Consider the following 20,928-nt stretch of genomic DNA (forward strand, 5'->3'; position numbering starts at 1 on the left):
TTTACACCTATTACAAACTAAAATAGCAGGTGAGTTATTTGACCGTATTTCGTTCTAAGTTTTGAAAGCGCTGCAACAGCGTAGGATGTGAGTAGTGCGCAAAAACGTATGCTGGGTGTGGCGTAAGATTACTCAAGCTGTTTTTTGAGAGTTTTTTTAATGCTGAAACTAACGGCGCTCCACTAAATGTGGTTTTGGCATAATTATCTGCTTGGTATTCAAACTTGCGAGAAAGGTAATTCATGATGAGGCTTGTAATCTCAGAAATAGGACTAAACAACACGCCAAATGCGATTAAACCAATGTGAAATGAAGGTTGTGATACGTTTAATGCTTCGGAAAGTGCCGAATTACCCACAAACTGGGAAAGAATCCAGAATGTGAAACCAGTAGTGACGATAGAAGCTGCCAAGTTTATTAGGATATGGTTCTTTTTGTAGTGTCCTACTTCATGTGCTAATACGGCTACAATTTCATCTTCTTCCAAGTCGTTGATAAGGGTGTCGTATAAAGTCACTCTTTTTTCACTTCCGAAGCCAGAAAAATACGCATTTGCCTTTGTGCTTCGTTTGGAACCATCAATGACAAAAATCTTATCAAGCGTAAAACCTACTTTTGAAGCATAGGTTTCAATTTTAGAACGCAAGGCGCCTTCTTCTAATGGGGATTGTTTGTTAAATAATGGAACTAGTAAACGCGCGTAAAATAAATTCATAAATAAGGTAAAGACAGTTACTAAGCCCCAAGCATAAAGCCAAAAGTTAGTTCCTGCAGTTTCGTAAAACCAAACAATAACACTTAGCAGTAATCCGCCAATTACAATAAGCATTAGCCAACCCTTCAGTTTATCTATTATGAAGGTTTTTTTTGAAGTTTTATTGAAACCGTATTTTTCTTCAATGACAAAAGTGTGGTAAAAACTAAAAGGGGTACTTAAAATGTCGCTCGCCAGCATAATAATTCCGAAGAAAAGCAGGGCAACAACAATCGAATTTTCAGAAAAAGAACGCGCCAACGTGTCTACAAAAGCAAAGCCATCTAAAAAGAAAAACGCCAGCGTAGCAACCAACGATATGGTTGATGTAAAGAAGGTAAAACGGTAATTTTCTTTTTTGTATTGTTGCGATTTTGTGTATTCCTCTTTGTTAAAAACATCTTTTAAAGCCTCCGGAATAGGGTCGTTATAGTGTTTTGCGTTTAAGAAATCGAGCAGTTTGTCAATTAAAAAACTGATGACTAGAATACCAATGATGCTATAAAAAATGGTTTGTGGACTCATATAAATAATTAGTAATTGTTAATTTTTAGGTTCTACTTCTTGGAGAATTTTAGAATTGAACTAAATCTTAATTAAAATCCCGTTGTCGTTTCGCTTCGAAGATAAGGATTCCTGCAGCTACAGAAACGTTCATGGAATCTATTTCGCCTTGCATCGGTATGTGTATGTTTTGAGTCGCCGCATCGCGCCACTCTTGCGATAAACCTGTAGACTCGGTTCCTACTATAATAGCGGTTGCTGTGGTGTAATCTAAAGTATGATAGGGTACAGATTCTTGTAAAATAGCACTGTAAATATTGATATTGCGTTCTTTTAAAAATGCAATGATTTCTGTGGTGGTTCCTGTTGCTAACTGATTGGTAAAAAGACAACCCACACTGCTTCGGATGATGTTCGGATTATAGAAATCTGTTTTCGGATTGGCAATGATAACAGCATCAACATGCGCGGCATCTGCCGTACGTAATATGGCACCAATATTTCCTGGCTTTTCAGGGGCTTCAGCAATAAGAATAAGCGCTGTTTCTGAAGGCAATTCTAACTCTTGTAATGATAATTCTTTCGTTTCAGCAATGGCTAAAAAACCTTCCGTAGTGGTTCGGTAGGCTACTTTTTGATAGACTTCCGAAGAAATTTCAATAAAATCGGCTTCAGAATTTGCTTGCTCTTTTAAACGAAACAAACTCTCTTCGGCAATAATATCCGAACAAAATAAAACTGTTTTTAGAAAGTAACCGCCTTTAAGTGCGAGTTCAATTTCACGTTGTCCTTCAATAACAAATAAACCACTTTTTTTTCGCTCTCTAGATTTCTCTTGAAGCTGAAGTAATTGTTTTACCAATGGGTTTTGAAGGCTTGAAATTTGTTTGTGCATTTGGCAAAATTAATGAATTAGTGGTTACTTATTTCGTTTACAGAGCGATTTGTTCCTCAAATAATTGAAAAAAGCAATTGAATTTAATACCTTACCAAAAATACATAATCATGAAAAAAATACTACTCTTACTGTTTGTCTTCGTGGCACTTATGGCAAAAGCGCAGGTAGCAAATCCACCTTCCGATCTTAGTGTATGTGATGATGATAATGATGGATTTGCCCAATTTGATTTAACAGTTACGGCACCGGAAATTCTAGGATCTCAAAATCCTTCCGATTTTATAATCACCTATCATGAATCTCAAGCAGATGTCACAACGGGTGAAAATGCAATTCTGAATACTACAAGCTATACCAATAGTGGGAATCCGCAAATAATCTTTGTGCGAGTAGAGGAAGTCTCTACTGGGAGTTTCGCCATCACGAATTTTTACTTGACTGTAACGAATTCGCCTTCTCTAGTAACACCCACACCGCTTGTAATTTGTGACGATGACAATGATGGTTTTTCAGTATTTGATTTAACTATTAAAGATGCGGAGATTCTCGATGGTGCGGTAGGTATCACGTTAGGGTATTACGAAACAGAACTAGACGCGCTTGCGGGTATGAATCAATTAGCAAGTCCTTATGCAAATATAACTCCCTATTCACAAATTGTATTTGCGAGAGCGACAAATGATGCGACAGGATGCTTTGCTATTGTAGAGTTAGAACTCATTGTGTTAGACGGTTGTCCAATAATTACGCAGCCCCCAGCACCTATTTATATTAATGATGGAGATGCTAATGGGATGGCTATTTTTGACCTTAGAACGAATGAGACGATGATGTTAGGTTCACAAGATCCCTCTGTGTATTTGTTTTCGTATCACATCACTTTTGACGATTCTGATAGCGGAATGAATGCGATTACCAATCCAGAGGCGTATCAAAATGTCGCGAATCCGCAGACCATTTATGCGCGATTAACCAATAGTAACAATCAAAGCTATGCGTTAACCGATTTTGAAATAGAAGCCGATGGCGTTTTGGGAGTGGATGCGAATGTGTTTTCAGACATGTCAATATTTCCAAATCCTACTTCGGAAAGAATAACAATACAATCACAGTTTTTAGCTTCGGAAAGTAACGTTTCTATTTACACACTTCAAGGGCGTCAAGTGTTTTCAGAAATATTACAACCAGAGAACGGAAAAATAACAATTCCTGTTTCTGAAATCTCCTCAGGGATATACTTATTGAAGCTTACTTCTGAAGGTTACTCGATAACGAAGAAGCTTTTAAAACAGTAATACATATAATATATAACAAAAAGAAGAGGCTCCCATTGGGAGCCTCTTTACTTTTAAAAATTGAAGCGTACTTTTATAAAACTCTTACGTTTACCGCGTTTAATCCTTTTTTTCCTTCTTTAAGCTCGAATTCAACTTCGTCGCCTTCGCGAATTTCGTCAATTAAGCCTGAGATGTGTACAAAATGTTCGTTGTTTGAACCTTCTTCTGTGATAAAACCAAAACCTTTGGTGTCGTTGAAGAATTTTACTGTTCCTTTATTCATTATTAAAAATTTAAATTAATTACTAGTTTGATTTCAAAGATAATGCCACAAATGTTAACAGGGAATTAATTATTTGTATCCTTTGTGGTTTTTATTTGATAGAACGAAGGTATAAACGTTCTACTTTATCCCGAGCCCACGGGGTTTTACGTAAAAAAGTAAGACTAGACTTAATAGAAGGGTCGCTGGTAAAGCATCTAATATTAATTTTACTACCTAAGGTTTCCCATCCATAAGTTTTAACAAGATGTTCTAAAATGTCTGCCAATTTTACACCGTGCAACGGATTGTTTACCTGCGCTTCTTTTTGAAGTGATTCTTTCTTCTTATCGTTCATACTGCCTTATTTTACAGTGTGAAGGTACATATTTACAACAAATTGTGAAACGTATAAAATCAAGTCTTTTATTTAATTTGAGAAATATTCGTTAAAAAGTGATTTTGATGTTTTTCAAGATGAAAATATGTTATAGCTTTGTCCCATCAGTATGAAACAAAATAATATGTATATCATTTGTAAAAAGTCTAGGAATTTTTCCGAAGGGTAGCGTATATAATATAATCAATATTTAAAACGCTCTACCTTCATACGTAGAGCGTTTTTTGTTTAAATAATAAAAATGAAAGAGTATAATTCGATTTGTAGTTTGAATAAGCGTATGTGTAAACATGCCAATTTAACCGTATATCATAGGGAGTGAATTCATATTTCACAATAGTCACAATCCCTTTGGTTTTATTTATAATCAAAGGGATTTTTTTTTAATACAATTATGAAAAATATAGTAACAATCAATTTAAGTAGAGAAAGAGTAATAGCCGAATTAATAAGCTATGGCTGGGTGTTTTTTGGATCATTCATCTTATCCATTGCATATGTTCTGTTTATCATTCCTCATTCTTTGGTTCCAGGAGGTATTTTAGGGTTGAGTATTGTAACAAACGAACTTACTTCCTTGTCCATTGGTATGGTGGCCTTAGCGGTTAATATTCCATTGTTATTATGGGGAACAAAGGTTTTGGGTAGAAAAGTAGGAATTAAAACGGCTTTTTCTATGATACTAGTTTCTTTGTTTATTGACTTATTTTCTATAGTCACAAATGGAAAAATCTATATTGATGATGTATTAGTTTCATCCTTGTTTGGGGGTGTTATTATTGGTGTGGCAGTTGCTATTGTCATGAATGCAGGGGCAACTACAGGAGGAAACGATATTTTGGTTCGAATCATCGCAACTAAGATCAAGTTGCCTTACAGTCAGTTAATTTTAGTTATTGACGGAGCAGTAATTCTATTGGGAATCTTTGTTTTTGAAGACTTTACCATGGCGGCTTATAGTATTATTGCCATTATTGCCATAAGTAAAACAATTGATTATTATATCAAGAAATCGGTTCAAAACCGTACTGTGTTTGTATTTTCAAGTAAAAACTTATTAATTCAAGAAGCTTTGTTGATGAATGAAAATAGTACCGATAGTATCTTAAAATTAATTCATCACGACTCTAATGACAAATTAATATTGATTACAAAAAACAATAAGAAAATAGCTCCTTTAGAGGGGTTAATCTATAGTATAGACCCGCATGCTACGATCACCGTGTTGGAGTCTAACAGTAATTAACAAAAATGTAACACGACTTTTGGAATGAGCATTCCAAAAGTCGTATATTTGTATTGTGAATAAAAAAGAAACCATATTAGTTAAAGCATTAGAACTTCTCACTGAAAAAGGTGTTCATAACACACCTATGTCAGCCATAGCAAAAGCTGCTGGAACGGGAATGGGAACTATTTATAATTACTTTCCAAACAAAGAAGCTTTAATTAATGATATTTATGTAAGTATTAAAGAACAAGAGAAGTCTGTTTTTTTAGACTTTGATTCTGATGCAGCTATAAAACCACAATTTGAAAATTATTTCACTTCTATTATTGAGTTTTTTATAGCAAACCCTACTTATTTTAAATTTATGGAGCAATTACAAGCTTCTCCTATTATCACAAATGAAAGTAGGGACCTGGGGCAACAATCTGTCGTTCCTGTATTTCAACTAATAGAGAAAGGAAAAAAAGATCAAATTATTAAAAACATCGAAATTGATGAGTTATTAATGTTTACTGGAGGCGCTATTTTATCCTACTTACGATGGTATTTCAACAATCTAGAAGCAGGAAAGGCATCACTTACAAATCAAATTAATATGGTTTGGGATGCTTTAAAGGAGTAAAAAAATTTATGTACAAATTGGAATGAACGTTCGTTCCAAAATATAATTATGATGAAAAAAAATATATTAATTACAGGAACTTCAACAGGAGTTGGCTTTGAAAGTGCTATTCTTTTCGCACAGAACAATTATAAAGTGTACGCTACAATGCGTAATCTTAAAAAAGCCGACAATCTTAGAAAGAGAATTGAAGAAGATAATTTAGACATCGAGTTGCTTCCGCTTGATGTAACAAATGTAGAATCCATTCAATCTGCAGTGTCTACTATTATTCAAAAAGATGGGAAGATAGATGTACTATTCAATAATGCAGGAGCAGGGTTTGCTAAAACAACCGAACAGTCTACTGAAGCAGAAATTAGATGGGTTACAGAAGTTAATTATCACGGAGTTGTTTTTTGTACGCAAGCGGTATTACCTTATATGCGCAAGCAAAAGTCAGGTCAAATAATTAGTATTACATCGGTTGGTGGACTGGTAGGACAGCCTTTTAATGAGTTGTATTGTGGTGCAAAATTCGCAGTTGAAGGGTACATGGAAGCACTTTCTACCTATGTTAGTGATGCTTTTAATATTAAAATTTCTTGTGTAGAGCCCGGCGGAATTTCAACAGAATTTATGACCTCTGCCATCGAAAAGACAGCTGTGGAAGGATCATTAGCAACTGGAGAATACTTGCCAATTTTTGAAAAATACTTAGCAGGAAACCAAAAAAGAGCGAATGAAAGTAAAGATCAAGTATATCAAACTGGATTAGAAGTAGCCTCTGTAGTTTTAAAAGTAGCTCAAAATGACAATCCACCGTTGCGAATTCGTACTTCTAAATGGGCGGAAGATTTTTGTATGCTAAAAACACAAGCCGATCCAGACGGTAGTAAGTTGGTAAATCAAATAAAAAGCAGTTTTCTATAGTAGTTAAGGGAAGTAAAAATAATACTGAACTGATATGTCATGTCGAGCGGAGTCGAAACCCACTTTAAAAAATAACTTTAAAGTTCTCGATTCCGCTCGACATGACATTTTTTAAATTTTGCTATCTGCTATATTTTTCCATTTTTAAATTTTGCTATCTGCTATATTTTTCCATGTAGCGTTTCCACAGTTCTGTTTGATGTGTTTCTAACGAGAGTTCTCTTCCGTCAATAAACGCATGAGTTAATACGTTAGTGCGCATATCTAAGGCATCGCCTTCAGAAATAAATAGCGTAGCACTTTTACCAATTTCTAAAGTTCCGTAGGAAGCATCGATTCCTAAAATTTTTGCTGTATTTCCCGTAATTAATTGCAAGGCTGTTTCTTTTTCCATCCCTTGAGCCACTAATTGTCCTGCGTAAAAAGGAAGGTTTCGCGTCTGAAAGTTAGAAGTACTACTGTTTTCTAAAGCAACTAACAATCCGCCATCTACTAATAACTTCGGAAGCTTATACGGCAAATCATAATCGTCGTCTGCTTTTTTAGGAAGACTATGTGTGTGCTGTACCAAAACTGAAATATTGTATTTTTTAAGAAACGGAATAATTTTATACGCTTCATAACCGCCTACTAACACCACTTCTTTAACACCGCTTTCTTTGGCAGAAGTCACCGCGTCAATGATTTCTTTTTCACCATTGGCATACACATATAATTTTTGCGAACCATCAAACAACCCTTTCATAGCGTTAAATGCTTCATTTTTGGTTTCAGTACGGCTCTTTCCGTAGGCTTTTGAATTGTTATAAAAAGCAGTTACCTCGTCTACATCTTTGGTATAATCTTTATTTGGTAAAAAGCCTCTTGGTTCACCTTGCCACCAACGTCCTCTTCTAAACGTGCTAGGCCAGTGTAAATGGATTCCGTCGTCCACTTTAACGGCTGCATCTTCCCAATTCCATGCATCGAACTGAACAATAGAAGACGTCCCTGAAATTCGTCCGCCTTGTGGTGCAATTTGTCCAAGCAGCACTCCGTTTGGGCGCATCGATTCTACCACTTTACTTTCAGCATTATAGGCGATTAAACTTCGAATGTTAGGAATAAAATCTCCAATTTCGTCATCGTCATTACTCGCTCTAACCGCATCCACTTCGACAAGTCCTAATGGTTTGGCAGGAGCAATAAAGCCAGGATAGACATGTTTCCCTTTCGCGTCGATAATACGCCCTTTGGCAGGTGTGGTTTGGTTTCCGATAGCAGTAATTTTGCCATTTTCAAAAACAAGCGTGCTGTTTTCTAAAATAGTGCCGTTCCCTATGTGTGCGGTTGCACCTGTAATCGTAATCGTTCCTGTTTGTTTTGTTGCAGGAGTTTGTTGCGCTATGGCATGAATTCCGAAAAGGAAAGCGACTCCAACTAATATTTGTTTTAAATTTTTCATCGTTCGCTTAGTTTAAGGTTTCACATTCAAAGTGTTTGTTTTCTTTTCGCTTGGGAGGTTTTGTTTTACCGCCCTTTTCCTTCTCTTGAAGCATCATTTTTTGTAACTTATTTCTTTCCAAATGAATGGCCATTCGCTTTTGTGCATCTTGCTGTAAGTCGAAATAAACGACCCCTTCTATAATTGTTTTTTCAGCTTTCGCATAGACTGATAGTGGGTGATCGGTCCACAAAACAACGTCTGCGTCTTTTCCTTCCTTAATACTTCCTACACGTTTGTCTAGATGTAATAATTTTGCAGGATTTATGGTCACCGTTTTCCACGCTTCTTCTTCGGTCATTCCACCGTATTTCACTGTTTTTGCAGCTTCTTGATTAAGTCGACGTGACATTTCAGCATCATCGCTATTAATCGCTACCGTAAGACCTTGACTTGCCATAATCGCAGCATTGTAAGGGATGGCGTCATTAACTTCAAACTTATACGCCCACCAATCGCTAAAGGTGGAAGCTCCTACGCCGTGTTCTTTCATTTTGTCGGCGACTTTATACCCTTCTAAAATATGTGTAAAGGTGTTGACGCGGAAATTAAATTTTTCTGCAACCTTCATCAACATATTAATTTCACTTTGCACGTACGAATGACAACTAATAAAACGCTCTCCATTTAAAATTTGAGCCAATACTTCCATCTCTTCATCGTAACGGAAGGGTTGTCCGCTTTTCTTTTTGGTGTCGTATTCTTTGGCACGATTAAAATAGTTGATGTACAATTGCTCAACACCCATACGCGTCTGAGGAAAACGTTTAAAACTTTGCCAATTCGATTGTTTTACGTTTTCTCCAAGGGCAAATTTTATAAATTTCGGACTCTCAGAATACAGCAATCCATCGGCGTTTTCTCCCCATTTCAGTTTGATAATAGCCGATTGTCCGCCAATTGGATTGGCCGATCCGTGTAAAATTTGAATCGATGTAACTCCTCCAGCCAAATCACGGTAAATAGCGACATCTTCAGGGTCTATCACATCAGCAATCGATACTTCGGCAGACGAATTGTGACCTCCTTCATTAATAGATAAGGCCGCGATATGTGAGTGTTCGTCAATAATTCCAGCAGTGAGGTGCTTTCCTGTAGCATCAATCATTTTGGCGCTTCCTGCGTTGAGGTTTTTGCCAATCTTAGTTATTTTTCCGTTCTTGATTAATACGTCAGTTTCAGTTAAAATTCCAGCAGTTTCACTGGTCCAAACGGTTGCATTTCTAAATAAGAGGTCTTGTTGTTTAGGTTTTTCTGAAAAACCATACCCTACATTTGGATACGTGATAGGAACAATTTCTACCGTGTCATTTTTCTCTTCGGAAGCTGTGTCTTCTTCGGAAAAATCTTTGGTGCGAGTCGCTGTAAAAGTGGTTTCAACACCATTTGGAAGAATTATCTTTCCTGAAAAGTAAGTTCCTTCCTTCTGAATAATCGCCGTTGCCGTATGTGTCTCTTTTGAAGCTTCATCCGTAAATGAAAACGTGATCCAGTTTTCTGTGTATTCAATTTTTGAAGCATATTTAACGCTATCAAGTTTCACTTCCAATTTAAGTTTGTCTGCTGTACCGCTTATGGTAGCGTCGTATTTCTTTCCGCCAGCAGCAAAAGCATATTCTCCTCGAATGTCTTTTTGATCTTTCGAATGAATTACATTTTTAACGCCTTGCACCCAATTTTCATAAAGAGTTGTTTCTTTATCAAAAACAGGTCCGGAGGTAATTAAAAAATTAGCATAACGCCCTGTTTGTAGGGAACCAATTTTATCACTTTTTCCTAATAATTCAGCAGGAACCGTAGTTAATGCTTCCAAGGCTTTTGTTTTATCAAAACCATAGGTAAATGCCTTTTGCAATTGTTCTGAAAATTCAGAAGGCTTTTTTAAATCGTGCGTTGTGAGTGAAAACGTCACGCCGTTCTCCGATAATACCTTCGGATTTAAAGGCGCTTGATTCCAAGTCCGCATGTCTTCCAGCGAAATATAATCGGCTAAATACGGATTGCTTACATCGTAGGCTTCAGGAAAGTTAATGGGAATGATATACTTGGCGTTGGTTGCTTTAATACTTTCGATGGCTTCATATTCATCACCACCTCCCACAATTACATAGTTGATGTTAAAAAGATCTCCAATTTTATCGGCTCTTAGGTCGTTTCCTTTATCACCTGCTTCAAAGAAAGAGGTAATTCCTTTATTGGTAATTAAGGCTTCCAATGAACGGTCTTTAGTTGCAACTTTTCCTTTGGCATACCAATCGGCATCGTAATACATTTGACGAAGCAATGCCATGGCGCCCATTAACGAACCAGGGTACGACTGTTTGCTCTTTACGCTTTTGGAGAACGAAAAGTACTGTCCGGAAGCATCTTCAATAATACGTTCGGCATCGCCATTTTCATCATTCAATGCCACTAAAACACCTGTTCCTCTTGCAATACCGTCCATTAAATGTGTATTTACAACCCCAAACCCAACTTTCCGAAGTGCTTCTGCATCTTTTTTAGCATAAGTGAATGAATCGATTCCATTTTGCTCTGGCATGATGTGGTCGTTCCAATAAAAGCCATCGCGAGACGCTTCATATTGAGGCGAACGTCCTTGTCCGGGTTTCCGTTTTGGGGTTTCAATTCCGAAGTTGGTATACGGATCGATAAAAGAAGGGTAGATGTGTTTTCCTTCAAGGTTGATGTGAACAGCGTTCTGCGGAATAGTAATCGAAGTCCCTACATTGACAACTTTACCATTTTGAATGAGTAAGGTTCCGTTGGTAATAACTTGAGTGGGGGTTACGTAAATGGTAGCGTTTGTAAATGCTGTGTAGTTGTTGTTGTCTTCTTTTAGGCCTTCGTTTTTAGGAAAGTATTCCTGAGCGTTTGAAACGAACATACCGAAACAAAAGAAAATGAATAATACTGCTTTTCTCATACAATGGTTGGTTTAGTTGAATATGATTTCTAAAGATAGGAACCCTAACCCATTTTTCAATAAAACAGAACGGTTTTAACAAGTGCTGAAAGAGCGCTACATTTTAGTATGTTCAAAGTGATTGACCACCAATGCAACCATATAGTTGTAACTCATAATTCCTTTAGATTGGTTGTTGGCTTTTAAAAAATGATCCCAAAAGCTTTTAGAAATTTCTTCAAAAGGGTTTTCGTATGAAGCCCAAAAATCACGCATTTCTTTATAACTCGCTAAAATTCCAGGGTTGATGGTTTCTACAATTTCATGGTATTTGTCAAGATCTCTTCGTGCAATTTCGTTCACACAATAGCGAAGAGCAAAAATATAGCCTGTATATTGAATATAGGGATCGTCGTTATAGAGTGTTGCAAGCATCGCAATAAAATTAGCTTCGTTTTCGGCTGCATAGCCTAATTGATGGGCTTGTTCATGGCAAGTTACCACAGGATATTTATGTATTTTAATCAACCTATTCACTTGGGCTTCTCCCGAAAATGGATTGTAATACCCACTATAGCCCATATACGTTAACCCCAAACTCCAACTACTACTTTTAATGCTTTTTGGCTGATAAGCGAGGTATGGATATTCACTTTCTAGGTTGTGATAGCCGTTTACAGATTTTTCGTACACTTGCTTGTGTGTGTATGGAATATCGACCATAATGCTGTCCTTATAGCCAAGTTTACGGTGCATTTCGTTCGACTTTGAAATAAGTCCGTTTGTGGTTTCTATGAGTTGTTCTAGAGTGTATTCAGTTTTTAAATCAAGCGACTTGTGTAAGGGTACTCTGTAGTAATTAAGTCCCCAAAGCACATTAAAAACAAAATAAACAATAGAGAGTGTTGCAACAATGTCGGTGAAAAAACGAATAGGCTCGTACGTGAGGCGCAAGATGTTTTTATAGATCCATCGAATGGCAAGTACACCAATGAGAAGGTAGAAAATATCCCCCATCGAAAAAGGAATCCATCCAAATAAATAACGCGAAATTTTTGAAATAATAAGGTAGAGGCCTTGACTGTAATACTGTTCAATAAAGGTTGGGTAGTTTTTTAAAATTTGTAATACGATAACTTGAAAAGGAAGTAAAAGTGCTACAATTATTTTAGTCTTATTTCGCATAACCCAAACATACAAATAAATCTTTTACGACTTTGTTTTTATAGCCACTCTAAAGCTGTAATTTTGTAGAAAAGGCTACGGAAGTATTCCCTTTTTCAATACTATTTTAATAACTATAAATATACTGTATTCACAGACAAAACATTATGAACGAAGCAATAAGAAACTTAGAGCCCAAAGCACTTTGGAATAAATTCGCAGATTTAAACGCGGTACCACGACCTTCAAAAAAAGAAGAGCGCGTTATTGCATTTATGAAAGCTTTTGGAGAAAATTTGGGTCTTGAAACATTGGTAGATGAAGTAGGAAACGTAATAGTTCGCAAGCCTGCAACGAAAGGAATGGAAGACCGTAAGGCAATTGTGATGCAGTCGCATTTGGATATGGTACACCAAAAAAATAACGATACCGAGTTTGATTTTGACACACAAGGAATTGAGATGTATGTCGATGGTGACTGGGTTCGTGCCAAAGGAACGACCCTTGGAGCCGATAACGGACTAGGAGTGGCTACGATTATGGCTATTTTAGAAAGTACTACTATTGAACATCCTGCATTGGAAGCTTTGTTTACTATTGATGAAGAAACTGGAATGACAGGGGCAATGGGACTTAAAGGAGGAATTCTTCAAGGAGATATATTACTAAATTTAGACACGGAAGAGGACGATGAAATTGGCGTAGGTTGTGCTGGGGGTGTAGATGTCACTGCAACACGAAAGTACACTGAAACCGAAGCACCTTCTGAAGGGCAAACATATACGATCGTTGTAAAAGGATTGCAAGGCGGTCATAGCGGAATGGATATTATCAAAGGATTGGGAAATGCCAATAAAATGATGAATCGCGTGTTGTATGCTGTTTCTGAAGTGGCGCATCTTTCAGAATTACAAGGAGGAAGTCTTCGGAATGCATTACCTAGAGAAAGTAAAGCGACGGTTGTAGTACCTAAAGCGAATGAAAACACGTTTCTTTCCGAAGTGAAAAACATCACTGAAGCGATTACTACCGAATACCAATCGTTAGAAAAAGATCTTGTAATTACAGTTGAAAAAGCTGCGGAACCTTCTAAAAAAGTAATGGCAGAAGCTGATCAAAAAGTATTTTTACAAGCGATGTCTGCTGCTCATAATGGGGTGTATCGAATGAGTCCTGCGATTGAAGACTTGGTAGAAACGTCTAACAATATTGCGAAAGTAACTTTGAAAGAAGGAGCTATAAAAGTAGAATGTTTATCACGATCGTCAGTAAAATCATCGATCGATAATTTGGTAAATGCGTTGACTTCAACCTTTGAGTTGGCAGGGTTTGCTGTAACTGCAACAGGCGAATATCCAGGTTGGGCACCCAATATGGACAGTGCTATCTTGAAAGTTTTAGATTTATTATATGAAAAAATGAACGGGCAAAAAGCAAATGTAGCTGCTTGTCACGCTGGATTGGAATGTGGGATTTTAGGACAGAATTATCCTGAAATGGATATGATTTCTTTCGGGCCAACAATTAAAGGAGCGCACTCTCCAGATGAAAGAGCTTGTATTTCTTCAACGCAAAAATATTGGGAGTTTGTATTAGCTATTCTAAAAGAGATTCCGAAGAAATAAAAAAGCGGAATAGTTTTTGGTTTAAATCTATTATATTGTTTAACACTAATTTTAAAAACTAAAAAAACATGGGATTATTTTCATTTATTAAAGATGCTGGAGCAAAAGTTTTTGGTATCGGCAAAACAACTGCAGAAGAAAAAGCAGAAGCAGCAATGGAGGCAGCAGAAAAAGTTGCAGCAAACAACGAAAGAGCGTCGCAACAACTTACAAAGGTTATTGGTGACCTAGGACTAGAAGTAGAAGACTTATGTGTTTCTATTGATGGTGAAACAGCGACCATTAACGGTACTGCTAAAAATCAAGAAACAAGAGAGAAAGTTATTTTAGTAGTTGGGAACAGCGCTGGGATTTCTGGTGTTGAAGACGAAATGTCAGTGGCTGTTGAAGAGCCAGTAGCCATTTTCCACACAGTTCAAAAAGGAGATACATTAAGTAAAATAGCTAAAACAGTTTACGGAAATGCAATGAAGTATCCTGTTATTTTTGAAGCTAACAAACCAATGCTTACACACCCTGACAAAATTTACCCAGGACAAGTGTTACGTATTCCTGCGTTAGACTAAGTATTTAAAAAATACAACATAAAAAAAGCCCGCTCATAATTTGAGCGGGCTTTTTTATTTATTGGTTTAAGGGCTTATTGACCATCTGCCAATCCAACTAATTCTAATTCAAAAACTAAGTCAGAGTTTGGTGGAATAACGCCTCCAGCACCTTGTTCTCCGTATCCTAATTGAGATGGGATAAAGATGGTTGCTTTGTCGCCAATGCTCATTGATAATAATCCTTCTTTAAATCCAGGGATTAATGCAGCATCTTTACTGTAGTCAGAAACCATAGGAACGTATCCGTTTTTAGCAACTTTCGTCGCATTTAGCATGTCGTATTTTTCTTCAACCTCACGAATGTTAGAATCGAATAAAGTTCCATCAGCAAGATACCCAGCGTAGTTAATTTTTACTTTAGCGCCTTCATTTGGTTGTACACCTTCACCTTTAGCAGTAAAATGAACTTTTACACCAGAAGGTAATTCGTCAGCTTTCGCTTTTAATTCATTCAAAGCAACAGCAGTTTCGCTAGCAACTTTCTTCATTTTTTCAGCTTTCGCTTTTTTCTCTAATTCAATTTTTTCCATTTCAGCACTAAACATTGGTATTTTTTGACCAGAAGTGTTGATAATGTTTACAGTTTGAATCGTAACAGGCTCTACAGGTTTGTCGCCTGGTTTTGTTGTAGGTAGCGATCCAATAGAATCTACTACTTCTTGTCCTAAAACAACTTCACCAAAAACAGTGTGTCTTCCATTTAACCAAGGTGTTTCTTTAAGCGTTACAAAAAACTGGCTTCCGTTGGTTCCAGGTCCAGAGTTAGCCATCGATAAAACTCCTTTTTTGTCGTGTCTTAATTCTGGATCTAACTCGTCAGGAAAACGGTATCCTGGGTTTCCAGAACCATCTCCTTTAGGATCACCACCTTGAATCATGAAATCTTTGATAATTCGGTGAAACGATAAACCATCGTAAAACTTTTTCCCTTTGTAAAGAGAATCAACCATATCGTTAGTTCCTTCAGATAGACCAACGAAATTAGCAACAGTAAGTGGCGTTTTGTCGTTGTATAATTTAGCTACAAAAGTTCCTTTGTTTGTTACAAATTCAGCATAAACACCTTTTTCTAAATCAGGGTATTTATTTTGACAAGAGGCAAATGTCAAGGTTAGGAGTACTAATAAAAATGTTGCTTTTTTCATAAATAAATAGTTATTGGTTTTGTTCAATTGATTTTAAGGTTATTTTACTTTGTACAGGGATGTTTGTCCCTAGTTTATTTTCGATACCGTAGTAGCCATAGGCTTTATACGAAGGGAAAAGAAACGTAACAGTTTCTCCTACTTTCATTAATTTAACACCATCTCGAATCCCTGAGATTAAATCTTGGTTGGTTTGATCTACTTTGTAATGTTGTAATCCGTTTTCTTCTTCGGAAAGAATTGTAGTGCCATTCAAATCTTTTACATTATAAGTAAAGGAAATAACATCGCCAAACTCAGGCATTACAGCCGCTATAGAATCTTGTTTGGTGTTATAATAATACCAAAACCCGCTGTCGGAAGCAAGATAGGTATGTGCTGAATCTGCATCTATAATATCTTGAATCGCTGCTTTTTCATTTTCATAAATCTTTTTATTGCGTTCGGCAGATTCTTTTATGAAAGAACCAGAAGCAGCTTGTACAGGGCGTCTAGCTTCAGGACTTTTACAAGATAAAACTCCTAAACTACATACAATAAGGACTAAAAGTGAGCGAACCATCATTGGTTGAGTGCATTTTTATAAGAGGGCAAGATACTAATAAATTCAGTAATAGTTTTGTTAAGAGAATGTGAACTTCTTCCGCCAGCAGCGTTAATGTGGCCGCCACCATTGTAGTGGGTTCTTGCAACCTCGTTAACAGAAAAGTCGCCTTTGCTTCGAAGGGACATTTTTACAATATTTTCTTGTTTATTCTCTATGAATATTACTGCAAAAATAACTCCTTCAATAGAAAGCGCATAGTTCACAAAACCTTCAGTATCTCCTTTTTTAAAGTTGTTAGAATCTAGCTCTTGTTGTGTTAACGTGATGTATGCTGTTCTATATTCTGGGAGAATGGTAAGGTTGTTTAGTGCAATTCCCAAAAGTTTCATTCGGTCTGGACTATTGGTATCGTATATGTTTTGATGAATTTCGGCATTGTTTGCTCCCGCATCCATTAACTGCGCAATGACGCGATGTGTTTCAGCAGTGGTAGATGGAAATCGGAACGATCCTGTATCGGTCATGATACCTGTGTACAAATTGGTTGCGATTTCAGGATTTAACTTTTCTAAGCCACCTAACGCTTTTATAAAATGATATACCATTTCGGCAGTCGAACTCATCGAGGTGTCACTATAAGTAGCCACCGCATACGTATCGGGTTGCTGGTGGTGATCGATCATTACAAATTGAGCATTGCTAGTCTCTAACGGTTGTTGCAAATCGCCAACTCTACTTAAATGGTTGAAATCTAAGGTGAAAATAAGTTCCGCTTCATCAATTAGTGAATTTCCTGCTTTCTGATCTTTTTCATACAACTGAATAGTTTCACAACCTGGCATCCATTTTAAGAAACTAGGAAAATCATTCGGCATTAACACGGTAGGTGCATGTCCGAGTTCTTTCAGAAAGAAATAAAGACCTAAGCAAGAGCCGACCGCATCTCCATCGGGATTTTTATGGCCAATAATTACAATTTTTTTAGGCGTATTGAGTAGGTTTTTAACCGTAGTTGTTGTTTCAGAATTCATAGGGCGAAGATACAATTAATTAGTATTTAGGTAATGTTTGATTTCTTACTTTTGAAGGATCTAAAAATATATTCAAAATGAGAATTTTAACTTTATGTATTATCGGTGCCGTGTTAGTTTCATGCAAGCAACCTAAAAAAGAAGCTACAACTGAAGGTGTCACAACTGAAAAACCTTCCGAAGAAAAAGAAAATTTCACCATTGTTTTTGCAAGTTGCAACGATCAAAATAGAGAACAACCTCTGTGGAAACCTATTCTAGAAAACAAACCAGATGTATTTATTTGGGGAGGCGATAATGTATATGCCGATACTGCCGATATGGTTAAAATGAAAGCTGATTATGATAAAGTGCTTGCAAATTCAGACTATAAAAAGTTAACTGAGGCAACGACAGTTATTGGTACGTGGGACGATCATGATTATGGTAAAAATGATGCGGGTGTAGAATGGGAGAAGAAAGCAGAAGCGCAACAAGTATTGCTAGATTTCTTGAATGTGCCTCAAAATGATTCACTTCGGAAGCAAGAAGGAGTATATTATACGCAGAAGTATGAAACGGCTAAAGGAAACGTAAAAGTGATTTTATTAGATACCCGTACGTTTCGAGATTCGTTAAAGAAAAGTACAGTTGAAGGCTGGCGTTTTGAACCTTGGAAAGAAGGAGAGGGCGGAACGGTTTTAGGCGACACTCAATGGGCATGGCTAGAAGCACAATTAAATGATACAGATGCAGATTTTACATTAATCGTAAGTAGTATTCAGTTTTTGGCGTACGAACACGGCTGGGAAAAATGGGGGAACTTCCCATTAGAAGTAAAGCGAATGGAAAAAGTGTTGGCCAATGCAAAAGCGAAAAATATTTTAATGGTTAGTGGCGATCGTCATTTGGGTGAGTTTTCGGTTAAAAATATTCCGGGACTCTCCTATCCGTTAGTCGATTTTACAACGAGCGGATTAACGCATACCTATCCTGAAAGTCCAGATACCCCTAATGAATATAGACAAGGAAAGATTATAAAAGACCTTAATTTTGGGGTACTTCAATTTGACTTTAATGCGAATAAAGTAACGATGGAGCTTAGAGGAAAAGAAAATACAATATTAGAATCTTTAGTACAGCAATATTAAACTATGGTTAATAGCTTGTGTATGATACTTAAAAGTTTATTTTTGCACAAAATTTATAAAAAGTAATGAGAACAGACAGAACGTTTACAATGTTAAAGCCCGATAGTGTTGAAAAAGGACACATTGGAGCAATTCTTGAAAAAATAAATGCTTCAGGTTTTAGAATCGTAGCATTGAAATTAACGCAAATGACTACTGCCGATGCACAAGCATTTTACGCAGTTCATAGCGAAAGACCTTTCTATGGTGAATTAGTAGAATATATGACTCGTGGTCCTATTGTTGCTGCTATTCTTGAAAAAGACAATGCTGTAGAAGATTTCCGTACGTTAATTGGAGCTACAAACCCTGCTGATGCTGCCGAAGGTACTATCAGAAAGATGTATGCTGCTTCTATCGGTGAAAACGCTGTTCACGGAAGTGATAGTGACGAAAACGCTGCTATTGAAGGTGCTTTCCATTTCTCAGGAAGAGATATGTTTTAAGCAACATCATAATACGAATACGAAGAGCGTCATCCTTGTCAAGTGGATGGCGCTTTTTTTTGCGCTATAATTAGCTTATCGCAATACGAGTTTTGTAATAAGTTGTTTTCCGAGTTCCTCGTTTAGAATGCGAATTATCTTTTCTTTGCCGTAGCTTAATTCTTCACGCAGTACAGATGAGCTTAATTGTACAAAAAGCGTGTCTCGTTCTAATACAATATTGGTGGTGTAGTTTGAAATCGCAGGTCCTAAAACATTGCTCCACGCAGCTTTTACATCCACTTTGTCCAATCCAGTTTCTAGATTGTTTTTCTGAATAAAATCTTTTAAAACGTCGCTAATACTGGTGTTTTCTGCTTTTCTTTTTGCCAATTTGATGTATGTTTTCTAGTTGTCAAAGGTAAACTTTACAAACTTTTTATAGGCGTATATTTTGCCTTCTTTGTTTTTAATTTTAAGGATGCTGTCGGTTGCTACAAGTACGGTTTCTTTCCACGTATCGAAAGGCGTTGAGTAATAGAGTCGCAAGCTGTCGTCTTCAATTTTAGTGGTGAAGTTTTCAGAAGCGCCGTTGTTTTGAAAGGTTCCATCTAATTTTGGAGCTACTTTTGTGCGCATTCCTTTTTCTTCGGAAAGTGATATGTAATCGAGTGTGGCGCTAAAGGAAAAGTCTTTTTTCGTTCCGTCAGGAAGTTCAACAGTTTCAATTTGCCAATAACCGCTCAGTTTTTCTTTTTGTGCTGAAGGATCCATCTTTCCGCAGGAAATGAATACTAGTAAACTTGCAGCAACTATACAATTTCTTAGTACTATATATAGTGTATTTAGTTTCATTGGTATGTTTTATAATTTAAACATTTTATACGACTGTCCAACCTTCTTAATTACATTTTCGGTGCGATCGGCATGTGTGTCGCTTATAAATAATTGTCCGAAGTTTTCGTCGTGCACCAAATTAATAATTTGTTCTACGCGTTGTTCGTCCAATTTGTCAAAAATATCATCTAACAATAAGATAGGGTTTACCTTGCTTTGTTGCTTTATGAAATCAAACTGTGCTAATTTTAAAGCGATTAAATACGATTTTTGTTGTCCTTGCGAGCCAAACTTTTTAATAGGATGTTCGTCAATTTCAAAACTAAGGTCGTCTTTATGAATTCCGAAGTTGGTGTATTGCGACAGTTTGTCCTTTAATGCGTTCTCTTGTAGTAGTAACAAAAGGTCTTTTTCTTTCAACTGACTGCTATAGGCTAGCGAAACGGTTTCAGAACCGCTACTAATCGCTCTGTATCTATTGAGGAAAATAGGCGTGAAGTCTTCTAGAAACTGATTTCTTTTATTGAAGATTTCTGTACCGTATTGGTGTAGCTGTTCGTTGTATATATCTACCGTATCTTGATTGTGGGTGTTGTTAGCTGCGAAATACTTTAATAAAGAGTTGCGTTGTGCAAGCACCTTGTTGTAGTTTAATAAGGTATGTAGGTATTTAGAGTCTCCTTGTGAAATAACACCATCAATAAATTTTCTACGAGTGTCGCTTCCTTCGGTAATTAAATCACGATCGGAAGGGGAGATAATAACCAAAGGTAGAAAACCAATGTGCTCACTAAATTTTTCGTAGGCTTTGGCGTTTCGTTTTATAATTTTTTTCTGTCCTCTTTTCGCACTGACGAGTATTTTTTCGGAGCCTGTTTCTTTTTCATATTCGCCTTCTACTACAAAAAAATCTTCTCCGTGTTTTATGTTTTGACTCGTTATTGGATTGAAATAACTCTTTCCGAAGGATAAATGGTAAATAGCATCCAAAACATTCGTCTTTCCTACGCCGTTATGTCCTACAAAACAATTGATTTTAGGGTCGAACGAAAAAGTTTCCGTTTCAAAATTTTTATAGTTTAGTAGTGATAATTTGTTTAAAAGCATAGTAGTTAATAAGTTACCGTTT

General features: G+C 36.7%; 21 protein-coding genes. 8 read left to right on the forward strand and 13 right to left on the reverse strand.

The window, feature by feature from the left end; all coding sequences use genetic code 11:
- Positions 1-34: 34 nt before the first annotated feature.
- Together BLQ00_RS06485 and BLQ00_RS06490 are read right to left on the reverse strand one after the other, a co-directional pair.
- The gene (locus tag BLQ00_RS06485) at positions 35-1,279 is read right to left on the reverse strand and encodes a M48 family metallopeptidase (protein ID WP_093142161.1); all 1,245 of its coding nucleotides are present in this window, start codon (positions 1,277-1,279) and stop codon (positions 35-37) included.
- Between the two features lie 67 nt (positions 1,280-1,346).
- On the reverse strand, positions 1,347-2,153 hold the full coding sequence (locus tag BLQ00_RS06490; protein WP_093142164.1) for a TrmH family RNA methyltransferase: 807 nt from the start codon (positions 2,151-2,153) through the stop codon (positions 1,347-1,349).
- A 110-nt stretch (positions 2,154-2,263) separates the two neighbouring features.
- Here BLQ00_RS06490 and BLQ00_RS06495 point away from each other — a divergent pair, with 110 nt between their 5' ends.
- Complete coding sequence (locus tag BLQ00_RS06495; RefSeq protein ID WP_093142167.1) at positions 2,264-3,451, forward strand: T9SS type A sorting domain-containing protein; 1,188 nt, start codon at positions 2,264-2,266, stop codon at positions 3,449-3,451.
- Between the two features lie 73 nt (positions 3,452-3,524).
- Here BLQ00_RS06495 and BLQ00_RS06500 read toward each other — a convergent pair whose 3' ends face one another.
- Both BLQ00_RS06500 and BLQ00_RS06505 read right to left on the reverse strand, forming a co-directional pair.
- Complete coding sequence (locus tag BLQ00_RS06500) at positions 3,525-3,716, reverse strand: cold-shock protein (protein ID WP_093142169.1); 192 nt, start codon at positions 3,714-3,716, stop codon at positions 3,525-3,527.
- Between the two features lie 91 nt (positions 3,717-3,807).
- The gene (locus BLQ00_RS06505; protein WP_093142172.1) at positions 3,808-4,053 is read right to left on the reverse strand and encodes a VF530 family protein; all 246 of its coding nucleotides are present in this window, start codon (positions 4,051-4,053) and stop codon (positions 3,808-3,810) included.
- A gap of 436 nt (positions 4,054-4,489) precedes the next feature.
- Here BLQ00_RS06505 and BLQ00_RS06510 point away from each other — a divergent pair, with 436 nt between their 5' ends.
- Genes BLQ00_RS06510 through BLQ00_RS06520 form a run of 3 tightly spaced genes read left to right on the forward strand, consistent with a single transcriptional unit; the run spans position 4,490 to position 6,860 of the window.
- Positions 4,490-5,341 (forward strand): YitT family protein, encoded by an 852-nt coding sequence (locus tag BLQ00_RS06510; RefSeq protein WP_093142174.1) that lies wholly within the window; start codon positions 4,490-4,492, stop codon positions 5,339-5,341.
- Between the two features lie 55 nt (positions 5,342-5,396).
- Entirely contained in the window at positions 5,397-5,948 is a 552-nt protein-coding gene (locus BLQ00_RS06515; RefSeq protein WP_093142177.1) for a TetR/AcrR family transcriptional regulator, read from the forward strand.
- A 48-nt stretch (positions 5,949-5,996) separates the two neighbouring features.
- Positions 5,997-6,860, forward strand: coding sequence for an SDR family oxidoreductase (locus tag BLQ00_RS06520; RefSeq protein ID WP_229792614.1), 864 nt, complete (start codon positions 5,997-5,999; stop codon positions 6,858-6,860).
- Between the two features lie 154 nt (positions 6,861-7,014).
- Here the strand turns inward: BLQ00_RS06520 and BLQ00_RS06525 are convergent, their stop codons facing one another.
- The 3 genes from BLQ00_RS06525 to BLQ00_RS06535 all read right to left on the reverse strand — a co-directional run bounded on the left by BLQ00_RS06525 (position 7,015) and on the right by BLQ00_RS06535 (position 12,433).
- Positions 7,015-8,304, reverse strand: coding sequence for an amidohydrolase family protein (locus BLQ00_RS06525; protein WP_093142182.1), 1,290 nt, complete (start codon positions 8,302-8,304; stop codon positions 7,015-7,017).
- A 7-nt stretch (positions 8,305-8,311) separates the two neighbouring features.
- A complete protein-coding gene (locus BLQ00_RS06530) occupies positions 8,312-11,269 on the reverse strand; it encodes an amidohydrolase family protein (RefSeq protein ID WP_093142185.1) in 2,958 nt (985 codons plus the stop codon).
- A gap of 96 nt (positions 11,270-11,365) precedes the next feature.
- Positions 11,366-12,433 (reverse strand): DUF3810 domain-containing protein, encoded by a 1,068-nt coding sequence (locus BLQ00_RS06535; protein ID WP_093142187.1) that lies wholly within the window; start codon positions 12,431-12,433, stop codon positions 11,366-11,368.
- A gap of 146 nt (positions 12,434-12,579) precedes the next feature.
- Here BLQ00_RS06535 and BLQ00_RS06540 point away from each other — a divergent pair, with 146 nt between their 5' ends.
- Both BLQ00_RS06540 and lysM read left to right on the forward strand, forming a co-directional pair.
- The gene (locus BLQ00_RS06540; RefSeq protein ID WP_093142190.1) at positions 12,580-14,037 is read left to right on the forward strand and encodes an aminoacyl-histidine dipeptidase; all 1,458 of its coding nucleotides are present in this window, start codon (positions 12,580-12,582) and stop codon (positions 14,035-14,037) included.
- Positions 14,038-14,105: 68 nt separating this feature from the next.
- Positions 14,106-14,603 carry a peptidoglycan-binding protein LysM gene (gene lysM, locus BLQ00_RS06545; protein ID WP_093142192.1) on the forward strand — a complete coding sequence of 166 codons (498 nt, stop codon included), beginning with the start codon at positions 14,106-14,108 and terminating at the stop codon, positions 14,601-14,603.
- Positions 14,604-14,677: 74 nt separating this feature from the next.
- On the opposite strand, the gene BLQ00_RS06550 is transcribed toward lysM, so the two are convergent.
- The 3 genes from BLQ00_RS06550 to BLQ00_RS06560 are packed head-to-tail and all read right to left on the reverse strand — an operon-like array spanning position 14,678 to position 17,368.
- The gene (locus BLQ00_RS06550) at positions 14,678-15,790 is read right to left on the reverse strand and encodes a peptidylprolyl isomerase (RefSeq protein ID WP_093142195.1); all 1,113 of its coding nucleotides are present in this window, start codon (positions 15,788-15,790) and stop codon (positions 14,678-14,680) included.
- A 10-nt stretch (positions 15,791-15,800) separates the two neighbouring features.
- The gene (gldI, locus tag BLQ00_RS06555; protein ID WP_093142197.1) at positions 15,801-16,355 is read right to left on the reverse strand and encodes a gliding motility-associated peptidyl-prolyl isomerase GldI; all 555 of its coding nucleotides are present in this window, start codon (positions 16,353-16,355) and stop codon (positions 15,801-15,803) included.
- Positions 16,352-17,368: a DHH family phosphoesterase gene (locus BLQ00_RS06560; RefSeq protein WP_093142200.1), complete on the reverse strand. Its 1,017-nt coding sequence runs from the start codon at positions 17,366-17,368 to the stop codon at positions 16,352-16,354. Before BLQ00_RS06560 ends, gldI begins: the two co-directional genes overlap by 4 nt.
- 77 nt (positions 17,369-17,445) lie before the next feature.
- Here BLQ00_RS06560 and BLQ00_RS06565 point away from each other — a divergent pair, with 77 nt between their 5' ends.
- Together BLQ00_RS06565 and BLQ00_RS06570 are read left to right on the forward strand one after the other, a co-directional pair.
- Positions 17,446-18,498 carry an alkaline phosphatase D family protein gene (locus BLQ00_RS06565; protein ID WP_093142203.1) on the forward strand — a complete coding sequence of 351 codons (1,053 nt, stop codon included), beginning with the start codon at positions 17,446-17,448 and terminating at the stop codon, positions 18,496-18,498.
- Between the two features lie 65 nt (positions 18,499-18,563).
- A complete protein-coding gene (locus tag BLQ00_RS06570) occupies positions 18,564-18,983 on the forward strand; it encodes a nucleoside-diphosphate kinase (RefSeq protein WP_093142205.1) in 420 nt (139 codons plus the stop codon).
- Between the two features lie 75 nt (positions 18,984-19,058).
- Here BLQ00_RS06570 and BLQ00_RS06575 read toward each other — a convergent pair whose 3' ends face one another.
- The 3 genes from BLQ00_RS06575 to recF are packed head-to-tail and all read right to left on the reverse strand — an operon-like array spanning position 19,059 to position 20,906.
- The gene (locus tag BLQ00_RS06575) at positions 19,059-19,355 is read right to left on the reverse strand and encodes a DciA family protein (protein ID WP_093142208.1); all 297 of its coding nucleotides are present in this window, start codon (positions 19,353-19,355) and stop codon (positions 19,059-19,061) included.
- A 15-nt stretch (positions 19,356-19,370) separates the two neighbouring features.
- A complete protein-coding gene (locus tag BLQ00_RS06580; RefSeq protein WP_093142210.1) occupies positions 19,371-19,817 on the reverse strand; it encodes a lipocalin family protein in 447 nt (148 codons plus the stop codon).
- Positions 19,818-19,826: 9 nt separating this feature from the next.
- On the reverse strand, positions 19,827-20,906 hold the full coding sequence (recF, locus tag BLQ00_RS06585; protein ID WP_093142213.1) for a DNA replication/repair protein RecF: 1,080 nt from the start codon (positions 20,904-20,906) through the stop codon (positions 19,827-19,829).
- Positions 20,907-20,928: the final 22 nt, after the last annotated feature.

The sequence above is a fragment of the Ulvibacter litoralis genome (assembly GCF_900102055.1).
In the GTDB taxonomy this organism is placed as follows: Bacteria; Bacteroidota; Bacteroidia; order Flavobacteriales; family Flavobacteriaceae; genus Ulvibacter; species Ulvibacter litoralis.